Genomic DNA, 16,428 nt, shown 5'->3' with positions numbered 1-16,428 from the left:
TGTCGGGGGCTCTCCTCTCTCACCGGCAGCCCCTATTCCATTTGCGATTTCGCCGCAGCGGCAAGCTGGGCCACATAGTCCTTAAACACGCGGCCGCGCTCCTCATAGCCCGAGAACTCATCGAACGAAGAGCAGGCAGGAGAAAGTAAGATCACGTCGCCACGGCTCGACAGCGAGCGGGCAACGTCCACGGCGTCGCGTAGGTCATCCGCCTGGGCGATATCCACATCGCCATCGACATCGGCCTCGTCCATAGCGGCGGTGAAGCGCTCGCGTGCATCGCCAAAGCAGACGACCGAGCGTACGTTATCCATAACGACGCGCGCGAAGTCCGTGAGCGGCGTGCCCTTATCGTGGCCGCCGAGCAGCAAGATCACGTCGTCATCGGGAAATGCCGTCAGGGCCTTCTCGACCGCATCGGTGTTGGTCGCCTTGGAATCGTTGACGTAGCGCACGCCGTCAATCTCGCCACACGGCTCCACGCGGTGCTCGAGCGGCTGGAACGAGGCCAGGCCGCGGCAGACACCATCGACATCGGCACCGACTGCCAGGGCAGCCGTGGCAGCGCACAGGGCATTGATAACATTGTGATGACCCGAGATCTTGAGCTCGGATGTAGCGATGAGCGGGGTCTCGACGCCCTTCAGGCGCACGATCATCTTGCCATCGCGCACAAAGGCGACATCCTCGCCCTCAGGCTCGTCAAAGGCAACCTTGCAGATGCGACGACCCGGCGTGTAGATGTACTCATCGAACTCGTGAATGCCGGCGTCTTCGACGTCGACAACCACCAGATCGTCATCGCCCATATTGTCAAACAGTTTGACCTTGGCAAGCGCGTAGTTCTTATGGCTCTTATGCCAGCCCAAGTGGTCTGGAGTGATGTTGAGCAGCACCGCCACGCGAGGGTGGAGCTCGGTGGTCGTAGCAATCTGATAGCTCGAGAGCTCAGCCACAAACCACTCGTTGTGGGCTCGGCCGTCAATCTCGTTGACCGGCGGCTCGCCGATGTTGCCGACAGCTACGCTGGCCTCGCCGGCAGCCTTGAGCAGATAATCAGTCAGCGACGTGGTGGTCGTCTTGCCGTTGGTGCCCGTAATGGCAATCCAGTTATCGGGCGACAGGCGATAGGCAAACTCGGGCTCACCCATAATCTGGGCGGCATGCTCGTGCCCGGCCTTAAAGAAGCCCGAGAACTCCGAGATGCCCGGGCACGTCACGCATACGTCATAGGCGCCCTCGACCTGTTCGGTCCCATAGACAAACGACACACCAGCAGCCTCGAGCGCACGCGTGGCGTCATTGGGCTCAGACGTGCCGCCGCCATACACGGTAACGGCGCTTACGCGCTCGGTATGCGCCAGCGCCCAGCGGGCGACATCGAGACCGGATTTGCCCTGACCCAAAACGAGCAGGCTAAAGACATCAGCAAGAGGCATGAAAGACCACTATCCCAACTGGAAGAACAGAGCAAGGCCAACGGCACCAAAGGCCGCAGCGATAATCCAAAAACGGATGACGACCTTGGTCTCGGCCCAGCCCTTCTTTTCGAAATGATGATGGATGGGCGCCATAAGGAAGACGCGCTTGTGCGTAAAGTGGAAGTAGACGACCTGAATCATGACCGAAAGGGTCTCAACGATAAACAGGCCGCCGATGATGAGGGAGACGACCTCGGTGTTGGTCATGATGGACGTGCAGGCAAACGCGGCGCCCAGGGCAAGCGATCCGGTATCGCCCATAAAGATGCTCGCCGGATAGCAGTTGAACCACAGAAAGCCCAAGCAGGCACCGGCACACGCGGTGCAGAAGATGGACAGGTTCACGTCTCCGTGCAAAAACGCCATGGCAGCCATGGCGAGCATGGCGATCATGGAGGTGCCGCCAGCAAGGCCGTCAAGGCCATCGGTCAGGTTCACGGCATTAGAAAGACCGGCAATCATCAGCCAGCAAAAGACAATATAGAGCCACGGGAACGAATAGCCGCAGATGGTAGTCGAAAGCACGCCAAGGTCGATCGTCAACCCACCGGGAAAACGAATCTCGGGGGCGACGCCGCACCAGTTGACGGCAAGTACCGTAAAGGTGACACAGATAATGGTTAGGCCGATCATCTTGGCATGGGGCGTCAGACCGAGCGAGCGCCCATGCGTAACGGAAGTCAGGTCGTCGATCAGGCCCAGCACGCCGGTCGCCAGCGTGGCGAGCAGCACGAGCACGAGTTCGGTGGTGAGCTTGCCCATCAGCAGGCAGGTCAGCGAGATCGCGACGAGGATGACAACGCCACCCATGGTGGGCGTTCCCTGCTTAACCAAATGACGCTTGGGGCCGTCGGCACGAACCTGCTGGCCGATACCCTCAACCTTGAGCAGCTTGATCCACCACGGCATGAGCAGCAGCGCAATGGCGGCGGCGATGCCAAGCCCCAAAAAAGCCTGATACGTTGGATACGAGGGATTGCCGAACATGGGCTAGCACACACCTTCCACAAAGCGGTCGAGCTCAACAAAGCGGGAACCCTTGACCAGTACAACATCATGTTTTTCAAGCGCGCCGCCCATGCGGTCGAGCACCTGCTGATAATCGGAGAACACCTGGATGCGGTCCTCGTCCATGCCCATCATGCGCGCGGCATCGGCCATAAGCTGGGCCAGCTCACCACCCACGCACGCCAGCATGTCGAGCTTTTTGGCGGCGGCATAGGCGCCCACGAGCTCATGCATGCGAGGAGCCTCATCGCCCATCTCGCCCATCTCGCCCAGGATCGCCATGCGAGACCCCGTGCACGAAAGCGAGCACAGTAGATCGAGACCGGCAGCCATCGATTCGGCGCTAGCGTTATAGGAGTCATCGATGATGCGTGCACCGCTCTTGGCGCGCTTGATCTCCTGGCGGTGACCGGTGATTGCGAGGCCCCTAAAGGCAGCATCGATCTGCTCGGGCGTCACACCCAGGCGATAGGCAACCGCGGCGGCCTTAACGGCATTTGGAACGGACTGCACGCCGGGGATGGCAAGCATGGTATCGATCGTCTCGCCCTGGCCAAAATCGAGCGTAAAGACCGGACGGCCCTCGTCATCAACACGAATGTCGCGGGCACGGATCTCATCATCGTCCGAGACGCCGGCAAGCATCACGTCGATACCAGCGGGCTGGGCGAACGTATCGCGAATGAACGGCGTAAAGTCGTCCTCGCCGCCCAAAACCAGCAGCGGCAAATAGTCGCCGGCGGCGCACATGCCCTGGACAATCTCGGCCTTAGCGCGGGCGATGTTCTCGCGGCTGCCCAAAATACCGATATGAGAGGTACCGATCTTGCTCACGATGGCAAGGTTGGGATTGGCGGACTGGGACAGGCGCTCGATCTCGTGGAAATGGTTCATGCCCATCTCGAGCACCAGGACCTCGGTATCGGCCGGGGCGGAAAGCACCGTGAGCGGCATGCCGATCAGGTTATTGAAATTGCCCTTGGTGGCCCAGACACGATAGCGCTTGGCGAGTACAGCGGCGAGCACGTCCTTGGTCGTCGTCTTGCCGATGGAACCGGTAATGCCAACGACCAGGCAGCCAAGCTCCAGGCGATACGCGTGCGCCAAACGCAGCAGAAACTCCTCGGGATCATCGGTCAGCAGGATGGCACAGCCCTTGTCTTGCGCCAGCGAGACCAGCTCGGCCTCGGGCTCACGCGTCATCACGACGGCGCCGGCACCCGACTGGACGGCACGGGAAGCAAAATCATTGCCGTCGACGTTTTCACCGGGAAAGGCGACGAAAATCGTCCCTTCCTCGACCTGGCGCGAGTCGATAACGCACCCGCGGCATACCCGATCGACTTCTCCCGTCACGGTTCGGGCCCCTGTTGCGGCCGCGAGGTTGTTGACGGCGATCTCTATCATTGCAGCTCCCCTGTAAACCTAATAATGCTATCGGCGTATTGTATCCCAGCGCAACGCATGCGTGGTGCAGGGCATGTGAACACCCCTCATATGGGACAACAAACCACGCCCCAAAGATTGTAACCCCCTACTTCGTGCGCGGGATACCCAGCACGTCGAGCGCGTTGGCCATAATGGACTGGAACGGCACCGCAGCGGCATCTGAGCCGCTCGGCGTTCCGTCGAGCGTGATATAGCACAGCACCTTGGGCGATTGCGCCGGCGCAAAGCCCATAAAGGACGACATGTAGTTCTCCTTGAGGTAGCCGCCGTTCTCGTCGGCACGTTCGGCCGTACCGGTCTTACCCGCCACGTCATAGCCGTCAACCGCACCGCCAACGCCCGTTCCCTCGGACACGACCGTCTGCATGCACGATGTCACCTGCGATGCGGCGTCCTCCGAAATCGCGCGCTCGCCTTCGCCCCAGTCCTTCTCGTCGCCTTTGCTGGACTTATAGAAGTGCGGGGTCATCATCACGCCGCCGTTGGCGATGCCGCCCACGGCACGTGCGATCTCAATCGGCGAGACAGACAGCGCCTGCCCAAAGCTCATCGAGCCCAGCGTGGCGCCGTCATACCGGTCACGCTCCTTGACGATGCCCAGGCTCTCGCCCGGAAAATCGACACCCGAGCTGTGACCGATGCCCCACTTGTCCACATAGGCGGCAAAGTCGTCGGCACCGATTTTGCGCCCCACCAGGACAAAGCCCACGTTGGACGAACGGCGCATCATCTCGCGCACATCCATGGTCATGGCATAGTCGCGCTTGTCGGCATCGGTGACGGTATCGTCGCCCACCTTGATACTCGCCGGCACCTCAAACGACGTACTCGATCGCACTACGCCCAAGTCGAAGCCGGCGCCCGCCACGAGTGTCTTAAAGACCGAGCCGGGCTCGTAGGCGTCGGTTACCAGGCGCAGGTTCATATCCTCGGTCTTGGCGTTTTCCAAATCGGTCTGGTCGTAGGTCGGATACGAGCAGGCGGCGAGAATTTCGCCGGTCGTGGGGTCGGTGACCAAAGCCGAGCCGTTCTTGGCCTTTGTCTTCTCGACAGCCTCTGCCAGAGCGTCCTCAGCCGTACGCTGGATATTGACATCGAGCGTCGTCACGATATCAACGCCGTCGACCGCAGCCACCTTTTTATAGGCACCGCCCGCGATATAGCTGCCGTCCCTCGCGCGCTCGCGTACGAGAGAACCGTTCGTGCCGGTCAAAAGCTTGTTGTATTGCTTTTCGAGACCCGTCAAGCCGTCGTTGTCTACATTCACTACACCCAGCACCTGCGATGCCAGATTGCCGTATGGATATACGCGCTTCATGGCCTGCTCAAAAAGCACGCCGGGCAGGTTCTTCTTCTCCAGCGCCGCAGCATCGTCTTCGTCCACCTGGCGCTTGATATACACCCAGGTTCCATCGGACTCGACGAGCTTACGGCAGGTCTTTTTATCGATTCCAGTTGCCTTGACCAGCGCCGACACCGTCTTGTCAACATCCTCGACAAGCTGCGGGTTCACGGCGATGTTGCGACATTCGACCGACGACGCCAGCACGTTACCGTTGCGGTCGTAGATGGTGCCACGTTTGGCATAGAGGGTCTGCGCAAGCAGGCGCCGCGCATCGGCACGCTCGCGCAGCTTATCGGCTTCGACAATTTGATAGTCGGCAAGGCGAAAGACGCCCAAGCCCAAGCCAAGCCCAATGAATCCCATGACGGCTTTGCGGCGAGGCAGCGGCGTGCCTGTGAGCCATTCGGTCGACGAACTCTTGCGCGACCTGGTGTTATGCACTTGAGGGCCGCCCGAGCCGCGAAGTCGCGACGCCGGGTCGTTGCCACGGGACCGCCCGGCGTTGTAAGATTGCCGACCCGTTCCTTGATAACCAGAACGTCCCCGCGACGAGGGACGTCCAGAACCGCGGCCCCCATCGGAACCGCGGCGATAGTCATTTGTCATACTCAGCTACCGTCTTGCTACTGAGCGGTCGCGGTCGCGTTGGCGCCCGCGGCTGCATCCTGCGAAAAGTCAAGTGTAACGCTCTCGCTGGGCTCCACCATGCCATAGGCGCCCGCAAGGTCGCGAATGCGCGTGTCGGCGCCATAGACCGAATGCATGACCTCCAGGTCGGAGCTCTCATCGGTCGCCTTTTCGAGCGTGTTGGTTAGCTCGGCGTTGCTGTTGAGCACCTGGGCCGTAACGCCGGCGAGCGCCACGCGGGCGACGCCGATCGTCATGAAGATAGCCGCAATGATGCAAAACGTTTTAAGAACGCTCATGAAAACCGGGCTTACCGCCTGGTTTGCCTGACGGCCCGCGCCCGTGTAGACATCAAAGCGCGGCGTGCGTTGCTCACGGGGAGCAACGGGGACCTGCGGTGTCTCACGATAGGCGGGCATGGCGTTCATATCATAGGCAAGTGCTGCGCTTGAAGTGTTGTAGCCCATGATATGCCGCCTCCCATCCCGAGTACGTTGGTAGTGTGTTTAAGCTTCGTTTATGGTGCGAGCGGGAGGTCCAATATCGCGCGGTCGCGCCTACAGACGCTGCGCCACGCGGATTTTGGCTGATCTCGCCCGAGGGTTGCGCTCAACCTCATCAGGCTGGGCAACCAAGGGTTTGCGGGTGATGACCTTGAGTATCGGCACGTTGCCGCACACGCACACCGGAATCTCCGGCGGACACGTGCACCCCTGGCTCATCTCCTTAAAGTGGTTCTTTACGATACGGTCCTCGAGCGAGTGATACGAGATGACGCAGATACGTCCGCCCGGGTTGAGCCACCTGGTGGCGGCATCAAGCCCTCGTTCGAGCACATCGAGTTCGTGATTAACCTCGATGCGAATGGCCTGGAAACTTTTCTTGGCCGGGTGTCCGCCATGCCGACGAGCGGCAGCCGGGATACCCGCCTTGATGATCTCGACAAATTGGCCGGTGGTTTCGATCGGTTCTTGCTCGCGGCGGCGCACGATCTCGCGCGCGATCTGCGAGGCGAACTTCTCTTCGCCGTAGACGCGTAGAATCCGGGCGAGGTCGTGTTCGTTATAGGTGTTGATGACCTCAGCTGCGTTTAAGGTGTTATTACCCGGATCCATCCGCATGTCCAATGGGGCGTCCTCGTTATACGAAAAGCCCCTGCCAGGGATATCGAGTTGCGGTGACGAAACGCCCAAATCGAACAGGAAGCCATCGACCCCGGGCACCTCGGCCGAGCAAAGCAGCTCGTCCAAGTCGCCGAAGTTGCCCTTCAGCAGCTGGTGCGGAACACCGGGAACCTCGCGGTCCAGACGGGCGCCAGCGGCCTCGAGGGCCATGTCGTCCTGATCGACGCCGAGCAAAAGGCCCGTCTCCCCCACCTGCGCAGCCATCTTTACCGAATGGCCGGCACCGCCAAGGGTACAATCGCAGACAACGGAGCCGCTCTTTAGCCGCAGCGACTCAAGCACTTCGCCGAGCATGACAGGTTCATGCCGATATTCTTGTGTCAAGATCCCACGCTCCATCCGTTACCCGTGCCTTGCCCTTACGAGAAGAAGAGGTCCAGCAGAGCCTCGTCGTCATCGTCCTCATCGGCCGCGGCGCGATCCCAAACCTCAAGGTGGTCGTAGTTGCCCACAACCGTGACCTCGCGGTCGAGGTTCGCCTGCTTGCGGAGAGACTCGGAAAGACCGATACGACCGGCGCTGTCCACGTCCATCGACGTGGTGCGCTTGTTGATCGCCCTCATGAGCTTCTGGTCGTTGATGTCGCGCGGGTTAAAACCCTCGTGGCCCTCACGACCCGCGAAGAGTCCTTCGACCCACTTATCGAAGGCCTCGGCAGAGAACACGTACAGAGCATCGACATCCAGGGCTTTGAACACGCGAACGTGCTCTCCAAGCTCCTCGCGAAGGGGTGCAGGCAGGGACAGACGGCCTTTTGCATCGAGATTGCGCTCGTATGCGCCAGTCATTCCCATGTGCGCCCTCCCCTCGGTTACTCAGATGGCACGTACGCGGGGAACCACCCCGCCTGTCGACGTCATTAATAATATGGGGAACCGCCCCATTTTTCAACACCTTTCCCCACCTCTTCCCCCACTCCGCCCCACCACTCCACCCACCATATATTGCAAAACACCCCCAATCATATGTTCGAAAACACAATATGTTGTGTTTACAGCAACGGCGGGATGCCACCTGTGGCCCCCCGCCGTTCATCCTCAACCTTCAAGTTGACCTTGAGGCGATTTTTGCGTCCCTTTACATGCCGTTCACATCGCCCCCAAACTCCCCCACCCAAGGCACGTGCGGCCCACCACCGCGACGACATGTGGCGAAAAATAGAACGGGCCCCAGATTGCCCATGCACGCGCAAAAGCACGCCGCGGCAATCTGGGGCCCGTTCCCAAATACCTATTAATTTGCAGGTCAGCGATGTGCTAACGATGCGCCAGCGGATGCGCCGCCAGATAGACCTCGGTCAGTTGCGTACGATCGACATGCGTGTAGACCTGCGTGGTCGATATATCGGCATGTCCCAAGATCTCCTGTAGCACACGGAGGTCTGCGCCGCCCGCAAGCATATGGGTGGCAAAGGAGTGACGCAGCGTATGGGGATGGAGCCCCACCAGCCCCACCTGGCGCCCATAGCGCTCACAGATGGCATGGATGCCCTGGCGCGACAGACGGCGGCCGTTCTTATTTAAAAAGACCGCCGAGGTCTCGGTTCCGCGGGCATGGGCCGCCAAGCGAGTACGCCCCTCAGTTACATAGAGCGTCAGAGCTCGCGCCGCGCTTCCCACCAGCGGGGACAGGCGTTCCTTTGAGCCCTTACCGCGAACGAGCACAAAGCCATCGTCGATATGGATATCGCCCACATCGAGCCCCACCAACTCGCTCACACGCAAACCGCATCCGTAGAGCACTTCCAAGATGGCATGGTCGCGCAAGCCCATCTCGCCCTCGGGGAAGTCTTGATCGAGCAGCGCCGAGACATCCTCCACCGATAGATACTCCGGCAAACGCTCAGCCTTTTTAGGCAGGCGCAACGCCGCCGTTGGATTTTGGGCCACAGCCCCATCGCGCACCAAAAAGGCATGCAGGCCCTTCACTGCCGCAAGCGCACGCTCCACCGAGGCATCGGAATAGCCCCCATCGCGACGGTCGGCGACAAAGCCCTCCACGACCTGACGGGTCACCTCTTCAAAAGACACAATACCCGCCCGCTCCAGATAGGCGCAGTACGTCGTCAGGTCACGACGATAGGCCGCAATCGTGTTGCGCGCCAAACCCCGCTCGACCGCGAGGTAATCGAGATACTCCCCCGCCGCCACGGCGAGCGACGAGGGAGTAGCTCCGGTATGTTCTTTGTTCGCCGGCACCCTTAGTCCGTAGCGAGGTTCATGGGCGTCACCTGCAGGCGATCGACACCCTCGTGCCGACCGATCGAGGCACGCACGAACTCTCGGAACAGCGGCTGCGGGTTGGTCGGACGGCTCTTGAACTCGGGGTGAGCCTGGGTTGCCACATACCACGGATGCACATCGCGCGGCAGCTCGACCATCTCGACCAAGCGCTCGTCGGGCGAGAGGCCAGAGATAACCAAGCCGGCGTCCTCGAGCTGGTCGCGGAAGGCGTTGTTGAACTCAAAGCGGTGACGGTGACGCTCGTAGACGAGTTCCTCGCCATATGCCTCGCGAGCAAGGGTATCGGCGGCGAGCTTGCACGGATAGGCGCCCAGGCGCATGGTGCCGCCCTTCTCGGTCACGTCCTCCTGCGAGCTCATCAGATCGATGACGCTAAACGGGCCGTCCGGATCGAACTCAGAGGAGCTGGCGCCGGCAAGGCCGACGACGTTGCGGGCGAACTCGCACACGGCCACCTGCATACCCAGGCAAATACCCAGATACGGAATCTTGTGCTCACGGGCAAACTCGGCCGCGAGGATCTTGCCCTCCAGGGCGCGCTTGCCAAAGCCGCCGGGGACCAGGATGCCCGAGGCGTCGCCCAAAACCTCGGAGACATTCTGCTCGTCGAGGCTCTCGCCGTCGACCAGCTGGACGTCCACATGGCGATCGTAGAAGACGCCCGCATGGTGCAGGGCCTCGATAACCGACAGGTACGCATCGGGCAGCTGCGTGTACTTACCCACGACGGCGATCTTCACCTTGTCGGCGTGATGGTTGGCGTGATTCTGTTTGCGCAGGAACTCGTTCCACTCGCTCATGTCGCGCTCACGCGGATCCAGACCCAGGCGCTCGCAAATGCGCAGGTCAAAGTCCTGCTCGGCGAGCAGCTGCGGAACATCGTAAATGCTCGCGCAGTCCTCGTTGGTAAAGACGCAGTCGGTGTCGACGTCACAGAAACTCGCGATCTTGCCGCGGATGGCGTCGTCAATATGGTGATCGGAGCGTAGCACGATGATGTCGGGCTGGATACCAAAGCTGCGGAGCTCTTTGACGGAGTGCTGTGTGGGCTTGGTCTTGACCTCGTGGGCGGCGGCAATATAGGGAACGAGCGACACGTGGATGTAGCAGACGTTCTCGGGGCCGGCCTCCTTGCGGTACTGACGGATGGCCTCGACAAACGGTTGGGACTCGATGTCGCCGATCGTGCCGCCCAGCTCGGTGATGACTACATCGGAGCCGGTCTGCTCCTCGATGCGGCGAAACTTGTCCTTAATGGCATTGGTGACGTGAGGAATCACCTGCACGGTACCGCCCAAAAAGTCGCCGCGACGCTCGCGGGCGATTAGGCTTTTGTAGATGGCACCGGTCGTAAAGTTGGAATCGCGGGTCAGGTTCTCATCAATAAAGCGCTCGTAATGACCCAGGTCCAGGTCGGACTCGTAACCGTCCTCGGTAACGAAGACCTCACCATGCTGGAAGGGGCTCATGGTACCGGGGTCGACGTTCAGATACGGGTCGGCCTTTTGCATCGTTACTTTGTAGCCACGCGACTTGAGCAGACGGCCCAGCGAGGCCGCGGTAATACCCTTGCCCAGGGACGAAACCACACCACCGGTTACGAACACATGCTTGGTCATATTGAGTTACCTGCACTTCCCGTAGAAGTTGTTTATCCACATCTTACGGGTCTTCATTGTAATACTCGCGCCGCGGACCGTTCGCAATTTTTCTCGCGTGCGATTGCATTTCTCAGTCTTGAAACAAAACGCCGCCCGGTGTCCCAGGCAGCGTCGCTATGGCAAGGGTTACATGCTGCTATCGATCAGCAACCTCGTCCTCAAGCATTTCTTGAACGAGCATACCGGTACGGACGCCCTCTAGATACCACTCGCCACGTTCGGTGAGGCAAATGCCATTTGCAAGCTGACCGCCGTCATCGCTATAACGCGAGACGACATCAATCATGCCTTCGGAATCCAAGCGATCGATTGCGGCGCGGGCACGATACGGCGAAACCCCCACGCACTCGGCAAGCGTTTTGCGCGAGAAACCATACGGCCCGCCATTGTCTTCGGTTTGCCGGTCGATCTCCATCAACACCAGCACCTCGACACGCTTCATATCGTTGACACTCGCACGACCCTTGCCCGCCATAGCAGCCTCCTCAAACCGAGCACGAGCATTTAACGCGCCGTGCGCGACCGGCGTATCCCGCAAAGGATGTTACATCAGCGTTATTGTATACCGCTCAAATCACTTATAGGCAGGTAAACGGGCTATTTTTAACCCAAACAAAGGCAATGTTGATAAAATAAGCCGCATAGGGCATATACCCCATGCGGCCTAATCAGACCAATCGTCTCGTTTTAGCGGTGAAAGAATCCACGACGCTCGAATTTAGGCTCGCAGCACACATTGATGCCCAGCTTGCGCAGCACCGTCTCGTCAGTCGGCGAGATGATAACGCTAAAGAAGGCGTCGCAGCCGCGGAGCTGCTCCAGGCCCGAAAGGACACGGGCGGCAGTCTCACTCGTAGCCGAGGTGATCGACAACGCCATGAGCGTCTCGTCGGTATGGAGGCGAGGGTTTTTGCTACCCAGGAAATGCGTCTTGAGCTTGCTGATGGGCTCGATCGCCTCGTCGCTGATGACTTCGAGCTCTAGGTCCACGCCCGAGACATGCTTGAGGGCGTTCATGATCAGCGAGCTCGCGGCACCCAGGCGCGTTGAGGTCTTACCGGTCACAACAGAACCGTCCGGCATGACCATGGCGCCCACGGGACCGCCCGTCAGTTGCTCTCTGGTGAGGGCAGCCGAGCGCGCCGGCGAATAGTTTTTATCGATGCCGGCCTTTTTCATGATGAGTTTGAGACGATCGACCTGTTCGTCGCCCACGCCGGTACGGCGCACGCTTTCAACCGCGGCAAAATAGCGGCGCACGATCTCCATCTTGGAGGCATCACGGCAGGCATCGTCGTCGGTAATGGCAAAGCCAACCATGTTGACGCCCATGTCCGTAGGGCTCTGATAGGGGCTCTCGCCCAGAATCTTTTCCATAAGGGCGCGAACAACCGGGAATGCCTCAACATCACGGTTGTAATTGACCGTGGTCTTGTTGTAAGCCTCAAGATGGAACGAATCGATGATGTTGGCATCGTCAAGGTCTGCCGTGGCGGCCTCGTAGGCGATATTGACCGGATGCGTCAGAGGAAGATTCCAGACCGGGAAGGTCTCGAACTTGGCATAGCCAGCGGCGGTACCGTGCTCATGCTCGTGATACAGCTGCGACAGGCAGGTGGCAAGCTTGCCCGAGCCAGGGCCGGGTGCCGTCACGACAACGAGCGGACGCGTGGTCTCGACAAACTCGTTCTTGCCGTAGCCTTCGTCAGAAACAATCAGATCGACATCGTGCGGATAGCCCTCGATGGGATAATGCAGCTTGGCGGGAATACCGAGCGCGTTCAGACGATTGCGGAAGACATCGGCAGCGGGCTGGCCGGCATACTGCGTGATTACCACGGCGGCAACGGCAAATCCATTCCCTCGGAACAGATCGACCAGGCGCAGGACGTCTTCATCATAGGTAATACCCAAGTCGCCACGGGCCTTGTTCTTCTCGATATGGTTCGCATTGATTGCAATGATGACCTCGACGTCATCGGCGATGCTCTTGAGCATGCGAAACTTGCTGTCCGGCTCAAAGCCCGGCAGCACGCGGCTGGCATGATAGTCATCGAACAGCTTGCCGCCAAACTCCAAATACAGCTTGCCGCCAAACTGCGAGATGCGCTCCTTAATATGAGCAGCCTGCAGCTCGATATACTTCGCATTGTCGAAACCCTGGCGCATGTATGGCTCCCGTCCCGTTTCCCAATTAAGTCCCTACGCGATTATAGCGAAGCCTGCCCTTCCCAAAGGCCAGGCCAACAACGGGCACCAACCAAACACGCCACCACGCAACCGCAAGGAACCCGGGTAGTCTATTTGGGACGGCACCACCTTGCGCCAACAATAGAAACGTCGTAGGAAGATGCAATGTCAGCGAGCGCCGCCCAGAACGAACAAGTTGGCATGAAAAAGGCAAGGCATAGACCTTTTGGTCATGCCTTGCCTTTTGAATGACAAATTGTCGTTCTGGACGGCGCGCAGCGTCGACTGGTTGCGCGGTTCGTAGAGCCGCGCAACATAAGTGCGCCTCCCCCCGCGCACGGAACGGGAGGAGGCTAAAGGTAGGAGTCTACCGGTGGGGTTACCCCACCGGACAGACGATGACCAGGTGATCCTTTACAGGATCGTCATGGTTTCCGTGGGGTACCCAAGGGGTACTTAGAGCATCACGCAAGCGATGGTCAGGATGACGGCGCAGACGACGGAGAGAGCGACGATGAGCTTAAGAGCAAACTTGAGCCAGGTCGTCCACTCGATCTTGGCCAGGGCAAGACCGCCCATGATGGCGCCAGAGGTCGGGGTGAACAGGTTCACGACGCCGATGGCGGCGGAGAAGATCATGACCATGACCTCGGGCGAGAAGCCGAGCTTAACAGCCAGCGGTCCCATGATGGGCATGGAGACAGTAGCCATACCGGAGGTCGAGGGGATCAGGAAGGACAGGCCAAAGTAGACCAGGAAGCTCATGGGAGCGAAGATCACGCCGGACAGACCAGCCAGAGCATTGGCGGCAGCGTCGAGGACGTAGACGTCGAGGCCGGTGCTAGCCATGAGGACGGAGATACCACGGGCGAGAGCGATGACGAGGACAACGGACATCATGTCGGCAGCGCCGGTGATGAAGGTGTTGACGATCTGCTTCTCGGACAGGCCACCGATGATACCGATCAGGATAGCCATGAGGAAGAACCAGGTGGAAGCCTCGTCGAAGTACCACTGGCCAATGGGCAGGCCGGTGATCAGGGCAGACCAGCCCTGAACGATGGCGTTACCGTCGGCGTCATAGACAGCGCCAGCATCGAAGAAGTTGGCGACGCCCTCGTTGAGGTCGGCCAGCGGGATGAAGCCGACGATCATGACGACGAAGGTGAAGGCAAAGGCGATCAGAACACCCTTCTGACGACCGGTGAGCTTGACTTCCTTGTTAACCTCGGAAGCAGCCTTGCCGTGAGCCTCTTCGGCGTCCTTGAGCTCCTGCATCGAAAGGATGGTGGAGCCCTTGTCGGCCTTGACCTTCTTGGCATAGCTCATAACGAAGACGATGGACATGGCGGTGGTAACGATCCACAGGACGGCACCGAGGCCGATGATGATGGACTGGTTGACCTCAATGCCAACGCCGGTCAGAGCGTCGACGGCAGCGCCGACGGCGAACGGGTTAACCGTGGAGCCGAGGCAGCCGCAGCCAGCGCCGAGCAGGACGGTAGCGGCGCCGACCATGGGGTCGAAGCCAGCAGCCATCATGGTGGCGGCGAGCAGGGCGTAGAAGGGAACGGTCTCCTCGCACATACCATAGGTGGTACCACCGAGGGAGAAGATGAGCATCAGCACGGGAATGAGCATGATCTCATTGCCCTTAAGCTTCTGCACCAGAACGGCAATGCCGTTGTCCAGGGCGCCGGTCTCGGTCATCATGCCGAGGAAGCCGCCGAGGATCATAACGAAAAGGCAGACGGGCAGAGCGTCAGCGAAGCCCTTGACCGGGGCGGTGCAGAAATCGCTCAGGCGGGCAGCGGTAACCGCGCCGCCGGACGTACCGGAGACGATAACGGTAACAACCGCGACGATTGCCAGCAGAGCAAGAAGAATGGTGAACGATGAAGGCATACCGCGCTTTTTCTTAGCGGTCTCAGTCATAGTTCTCATCCCCCCTTCATAAATCATTTACTGATCTCGCCCAAAGCGGCTCTTCCGTGCCGTGCATGTCGCTCGGTGCGAGATTTTTACCAGACAAAAGCGCTCGGGGTGCGCAGCAATGCACCCCGATCGAGATGCTAGATGCTCTTACTTGAGCGTAGCGTACATGACAGCCTTGATGGTGTGCATGCGGTTCTCGGCCTCGTCGAAGACCTTGGAAGCGGGGCTCTCGAAGACCTCGTCGGTGACCTCCTGCTCGGTGATGCCGAACTGCTCGCACTTCTCGGCGCCAATCGTGGTGTTGGTGTCGTGGAAGCTGGGCAGGCAGTGCAGGAAGATGGCACCCGGGTTGGCCATAGCCATGACCTCGGAGGTGACACGATACGGGGTGAGCTGAGCGATGCGCTCGGCCCAGACCTCGTCGGGCTCGCCCATGGAGACCCACACGTCGGTGTAGATAACGTCGGCACCGGTGACGCCGTCCTTGACGTCGGTGGTCAGCTTGATGGTGCAGCCGTTGGCCTCGGCGATGGGCTTGCAGGCCTCGATGACGTCGTCGGCGGGCATGCACTCCTCGGGGCCGCAGGCCACGAAGTTCATGCCGAGCTTGGAGCAGACAACCATGAGGGAGCGAGCGACGTTGTTCTTGCAGTCGCCCATGAAGACGAGGGTCTTGCCCTTGATGTCGTAGTTGAAGTTCTCCTGGACGGTCAGGATATCAGCGAGCATCTGGGTGGGGTGCCACTCAGTGGTCAGGCCGTTCCACACGGGCACGCCGGACTTAGCGGCGAGCTCCTCGACGTCGTCCTGGGCAAAGCCACGGAACTCGATGCCGTCATACATGCGGCCGAGAACGCGAGCGGTGTCCTCGATGGACTCCTTCTTGCCCATCTGCGACGAACCCGGATCGAGGTAGGTAACGCCCATGCCCAGATCCATGCCGCCGACCTCAAAGGCGCAGCGGGTACGAGTGGAGGTCTTCTGGAAGAGCAGAACGATGTTCTTGCCCTCGAGATAGCGGTGCGGAACGCCAGCGCGCTTCATATCCTTGAAGTTCTTGGAGAGCTTGAGCAGGTACTCAATCTCCTCGGTGGTGAGGTCGAGAAGCTTGAGGAAGCTACGGCCGGAGAGGTTAACACCCATGGTTCGTTTCCTTTCGAAGAAATGAATTCCTTAATTACTTACGTAATGCTACCCGTTTGACGGGCGAAACCGGTGCGGCTGTAGGGAGACCGCACCGGAAACGAAAAGACTTAGAGGTCCTCGCGCCAGAAGGGCATGCTCATGCAGCGCGGGCCGCCACGG

Annotated in this window: 13 protein-coding genes; all 13 read right to left on the bottom strand. The window is 59.9% G+C overall.

What is annotated here, in order from left to right; translation table 11 throughout:
- Positions 1 to 32: 32 nt before the first annotated feature.
- The 13 genes from murD to argF all read right to left on the bottom strand — a co-directional run bounded on the left by murD (position 33) and on the right by argF (position 16,266).
- Positions 33 to 1,439 carry a UDP-N-acetylmuramoyl-L-alanine--D-glutamate ligase gene (murD, locus tag DW123_RS04240; protein WP_118273581.1) on the bottom strand — a complete coding sequence of 469 codons (1,407 nt, stop codon included), beginning with the start codon at positions 1,437 to 1,439 and terminating at the stop codon, positions 33 to 35.
- 9 nt (positions 1,440 to 1,448) lie between these two features.
- The gene (gene mraY / locus DW123_RS04235; RefSeq protein WP_089571579.1) at positions 1,449 to 2,468 is read right to left on the bottom strand and encodes a phospho-N-acetylmuramoyl-pentapeptide-transferase; all 1,020 of its coding nucleotides are present in this window, start codon (positions 2,466 to 2,468) and stop codon (positions 1,449 to 1,451) included.
- Between the two features lie 3 nt (positions 2,469 to 2,471).
- Positions 2,472 to 3,896: a UDP-N-acetylmuramoyl-tripeptide--D-alanyl-D-alanine ligase gene (murF, locus tag DW123_RS04230; RefSeq protein WP_118273580.1), complete on the bottom strand. Its 1,425-nt coding sequence runs from the start codon at positions 3,894 to 3,896 to the stop codon at positions 2,472 to 2,474.
- 127 nt (positions 3,897 to 4,023) lie between these two features.
- On the bottom strand, positions 4,024 to 5,724 hold the full coding sequence (locus tag DW123_RS04225; protein ID WP_369831509.1) for a peptidoglycan D,D-transpeptidase FtsI family protein: 1,701 nt from the start codon (positions 5,722 to 5,724) through the stop codon (positions 4,024 to 4,026).
- Between the two features lie 182 nt (positions 5,725 to 5,906).
- Positions 5,907 to 6,377: a hypothetical protein gene (locus DW123_RS04220; RefSeq protein WP_118273579.1), complete on the bottom strand. Its 471-nt coding sequence runs from the start codon at positions 6,375 to 6,377 to the stop codon at positions 5,907 to 5,909.
- Positions 6,378 to 6,467: 90 nt separating this feature from the next.
- Positions 6,468 to 7,433, bottom strand: a complete 966-nt coding sequence (gene rsmH / locus DW123_RS04215) for a 16S rRNA (cytosine(1402)-N(4))-methyltransferase RsmH (RefSeq protein ID WP_006234266.1) — start codon at positions 7,431 to 7,433, stop codon at positions 6,468 to 6,470.
- 20 nt (positions 7,434 to 7,453) lie between these two features.
- Positions 7,454 to 7,882: a division/cell wall cluster transcriptional repressor MraZ gene (locus tag DW123_RS04210; protein WP_226802758.1), complete on the bottom strand. Its 429-nt coding sequence runs from the start codon at positions 7,880 to 7,882 to the stop codon at positions 7,454 to 7,456.
- A 468-nt stretch (positions 7,883 to 8,350) separates the two neighbouring features.
- The gene (gene xerD / locus DW123_RS04205) at positions 8,351 to 9,292 is read right to left on the bottom strand and encodes a site-specific tyrosine recombinase XerD (RefSeq protein WP_199570185.1); all 942 of its coding nucleotides are present in this window, start codon (positions 9,290 to 9,292) and stop codon (positions 8,351 to 8,353) included.
- Positions 9,293 to 9,294: 2 nt separating this feature from the next.
- On the bottom strand, positions 9,295 to 10,956 hold the full coding sequence (locus tag DW123_RS04200; RefSeq protein ID WP_117734941.1) for a CTP synthase: 1,662 nt from the start codon (positions 10,954 to 10,956) through the stop codon (positions 9,295 to 9,297).
- A 178-nt stretch (positions 10,957 to 11,134) separates the two neighbouring features.
- A complete protein-coding gene (locus DW123_RS04195) occupies positions 11,135 to 11,473 on the bottom strand; it encodes a hypothetical protein (protein WP_117734940.1) in 339 nt (112 codons plus the stop codon).
- A gap of 212 nt (positions 11,474 to 11,685) precedes the next feature.
- On the bottom strand, positions 11,686 to 13,167 hold the full coding sequence (locus DW123_RS04190) for a DUF1846 domain-containing protein (protein WP_118099318.1): 1,482 nt from the start codon (positions 13,165 to 13,167) through the stop codon (positions 11,686 to 11,688).
- Between the two features lie 477 nt (positions 13,168 to 13,644).
- Positions 13,645 to 15,132 (bottom strand): YfcC family protein, encoded by a 1,488-nt coding sequence (locus DW123_RS04185; protein ID WP_369831392.1) that lies wholly within the window; start codon positions 15,130 to 15,132, stop codon positions 13,645 to 13,647.
- Between the two features lie 138 nt (positions 15,133 to 15,270).
- Positions 15,271 to 16,266 carry an ornithine carbamoyltransferase gene (gene argF, locus DW123_RS04180; RefSeq protein ID WP_006234279.1) on the bottom strand — a complete coding sequence of 332 codons (996 nt, stop codon included), beginning with the start codon at positions 16,264 to 16,266 and terminating at the stop codon, positions 15,271 to 15,273.
- Positions 16,267 to 16,428 lie beyond the last annotated feature (162 nt).

The sequence above is a fragment of the Collinsella sp. AM10-26 genome, from assembly GCF_003472525.1.
GTDB lineage: Bacteria > Actinomycetota > Coriobacteriia > Coriobacteriales > Coriobacteriaceae > Collinsella.
Note: the sequence above shows the minus strand (reverse complement) of the source record. Positions and strands in the feature narration are given on the sequence as shown.

Coding starts and splice junctions, on each gene's coding strand:
- murD (WP_118273581.1), bottom strand. CDS start 1,439: ATGCCTCTTGCTGATGTCTTTAGCCTGCTCGTTTTGGGTCAGGGCAAA.
- mraY (WP_089571579.1), bottom strand. CDS start 2,468: ATGTTCGGCAATCCCTCGTATCCAACGTATCAGGCTTTTTTGGGGCTT.
- murF (WP_118273580.1), bottom strand. CDS start 3,896: ATGATAGAGATCGCCGTCAACAACCTCGCGGCCGCAACAGGGGCCCGA.
- DW123_RS04220 (WP_118273579.1), bottom strand. CDS start 6,377: ATGGGCTACAACACTTCAAGCGCAGCACTTGCCTATGATATGAACGCC.
- rsmH (WP_006234266.1), bottom strand. CDS start 7,433: ATGGAGCGTGGGATCTTGACACAAGAATATCGGCATGAACCTGTCATG.
- DW123_RS04210 (WP_226802758.1), bottom strand. CDS start 7,882: ATGACTGGCGCATACGAGCGCAATCTCGATGCAAAAGGCCGTCTGTCC.
- DW123_RS04200 (WP_117734941.1), bottom strand. CDS start 10,956: ATGACCAAGCATGTGTTCGTAACCGGTGGTGTGGTTTCGTCCCTGGGC.
- DW123_RS04195 (WP_117734940.1), bottom strand. CDS start 11,473: ATGGCGGGCAAGGGTCGTGCGAGTGTCAACGATATGAAGCGTGTCGAG.
- DW123_RS04190 (WP_118099318.1), bottom strand. CDS start 13,167: ATGCGCCAGGGTTTCGACAATGCGAAGTATATCGAGCTGCAGGCTGCT.
- DW123_RS04185 (WP_369831392.1), bottom strand. CDS start 15,132: ATGAGAACTATGACTGAGACCGCTAAGAAAAAGCGCGGTATGCCTTCA.
- argF (WP_006234279.1), bottom strand. CDS start 16,266: ATGGGTGTTAACCTCTCCGGCCGTAGCTTCCTCAAGCTTCTCGACCTC.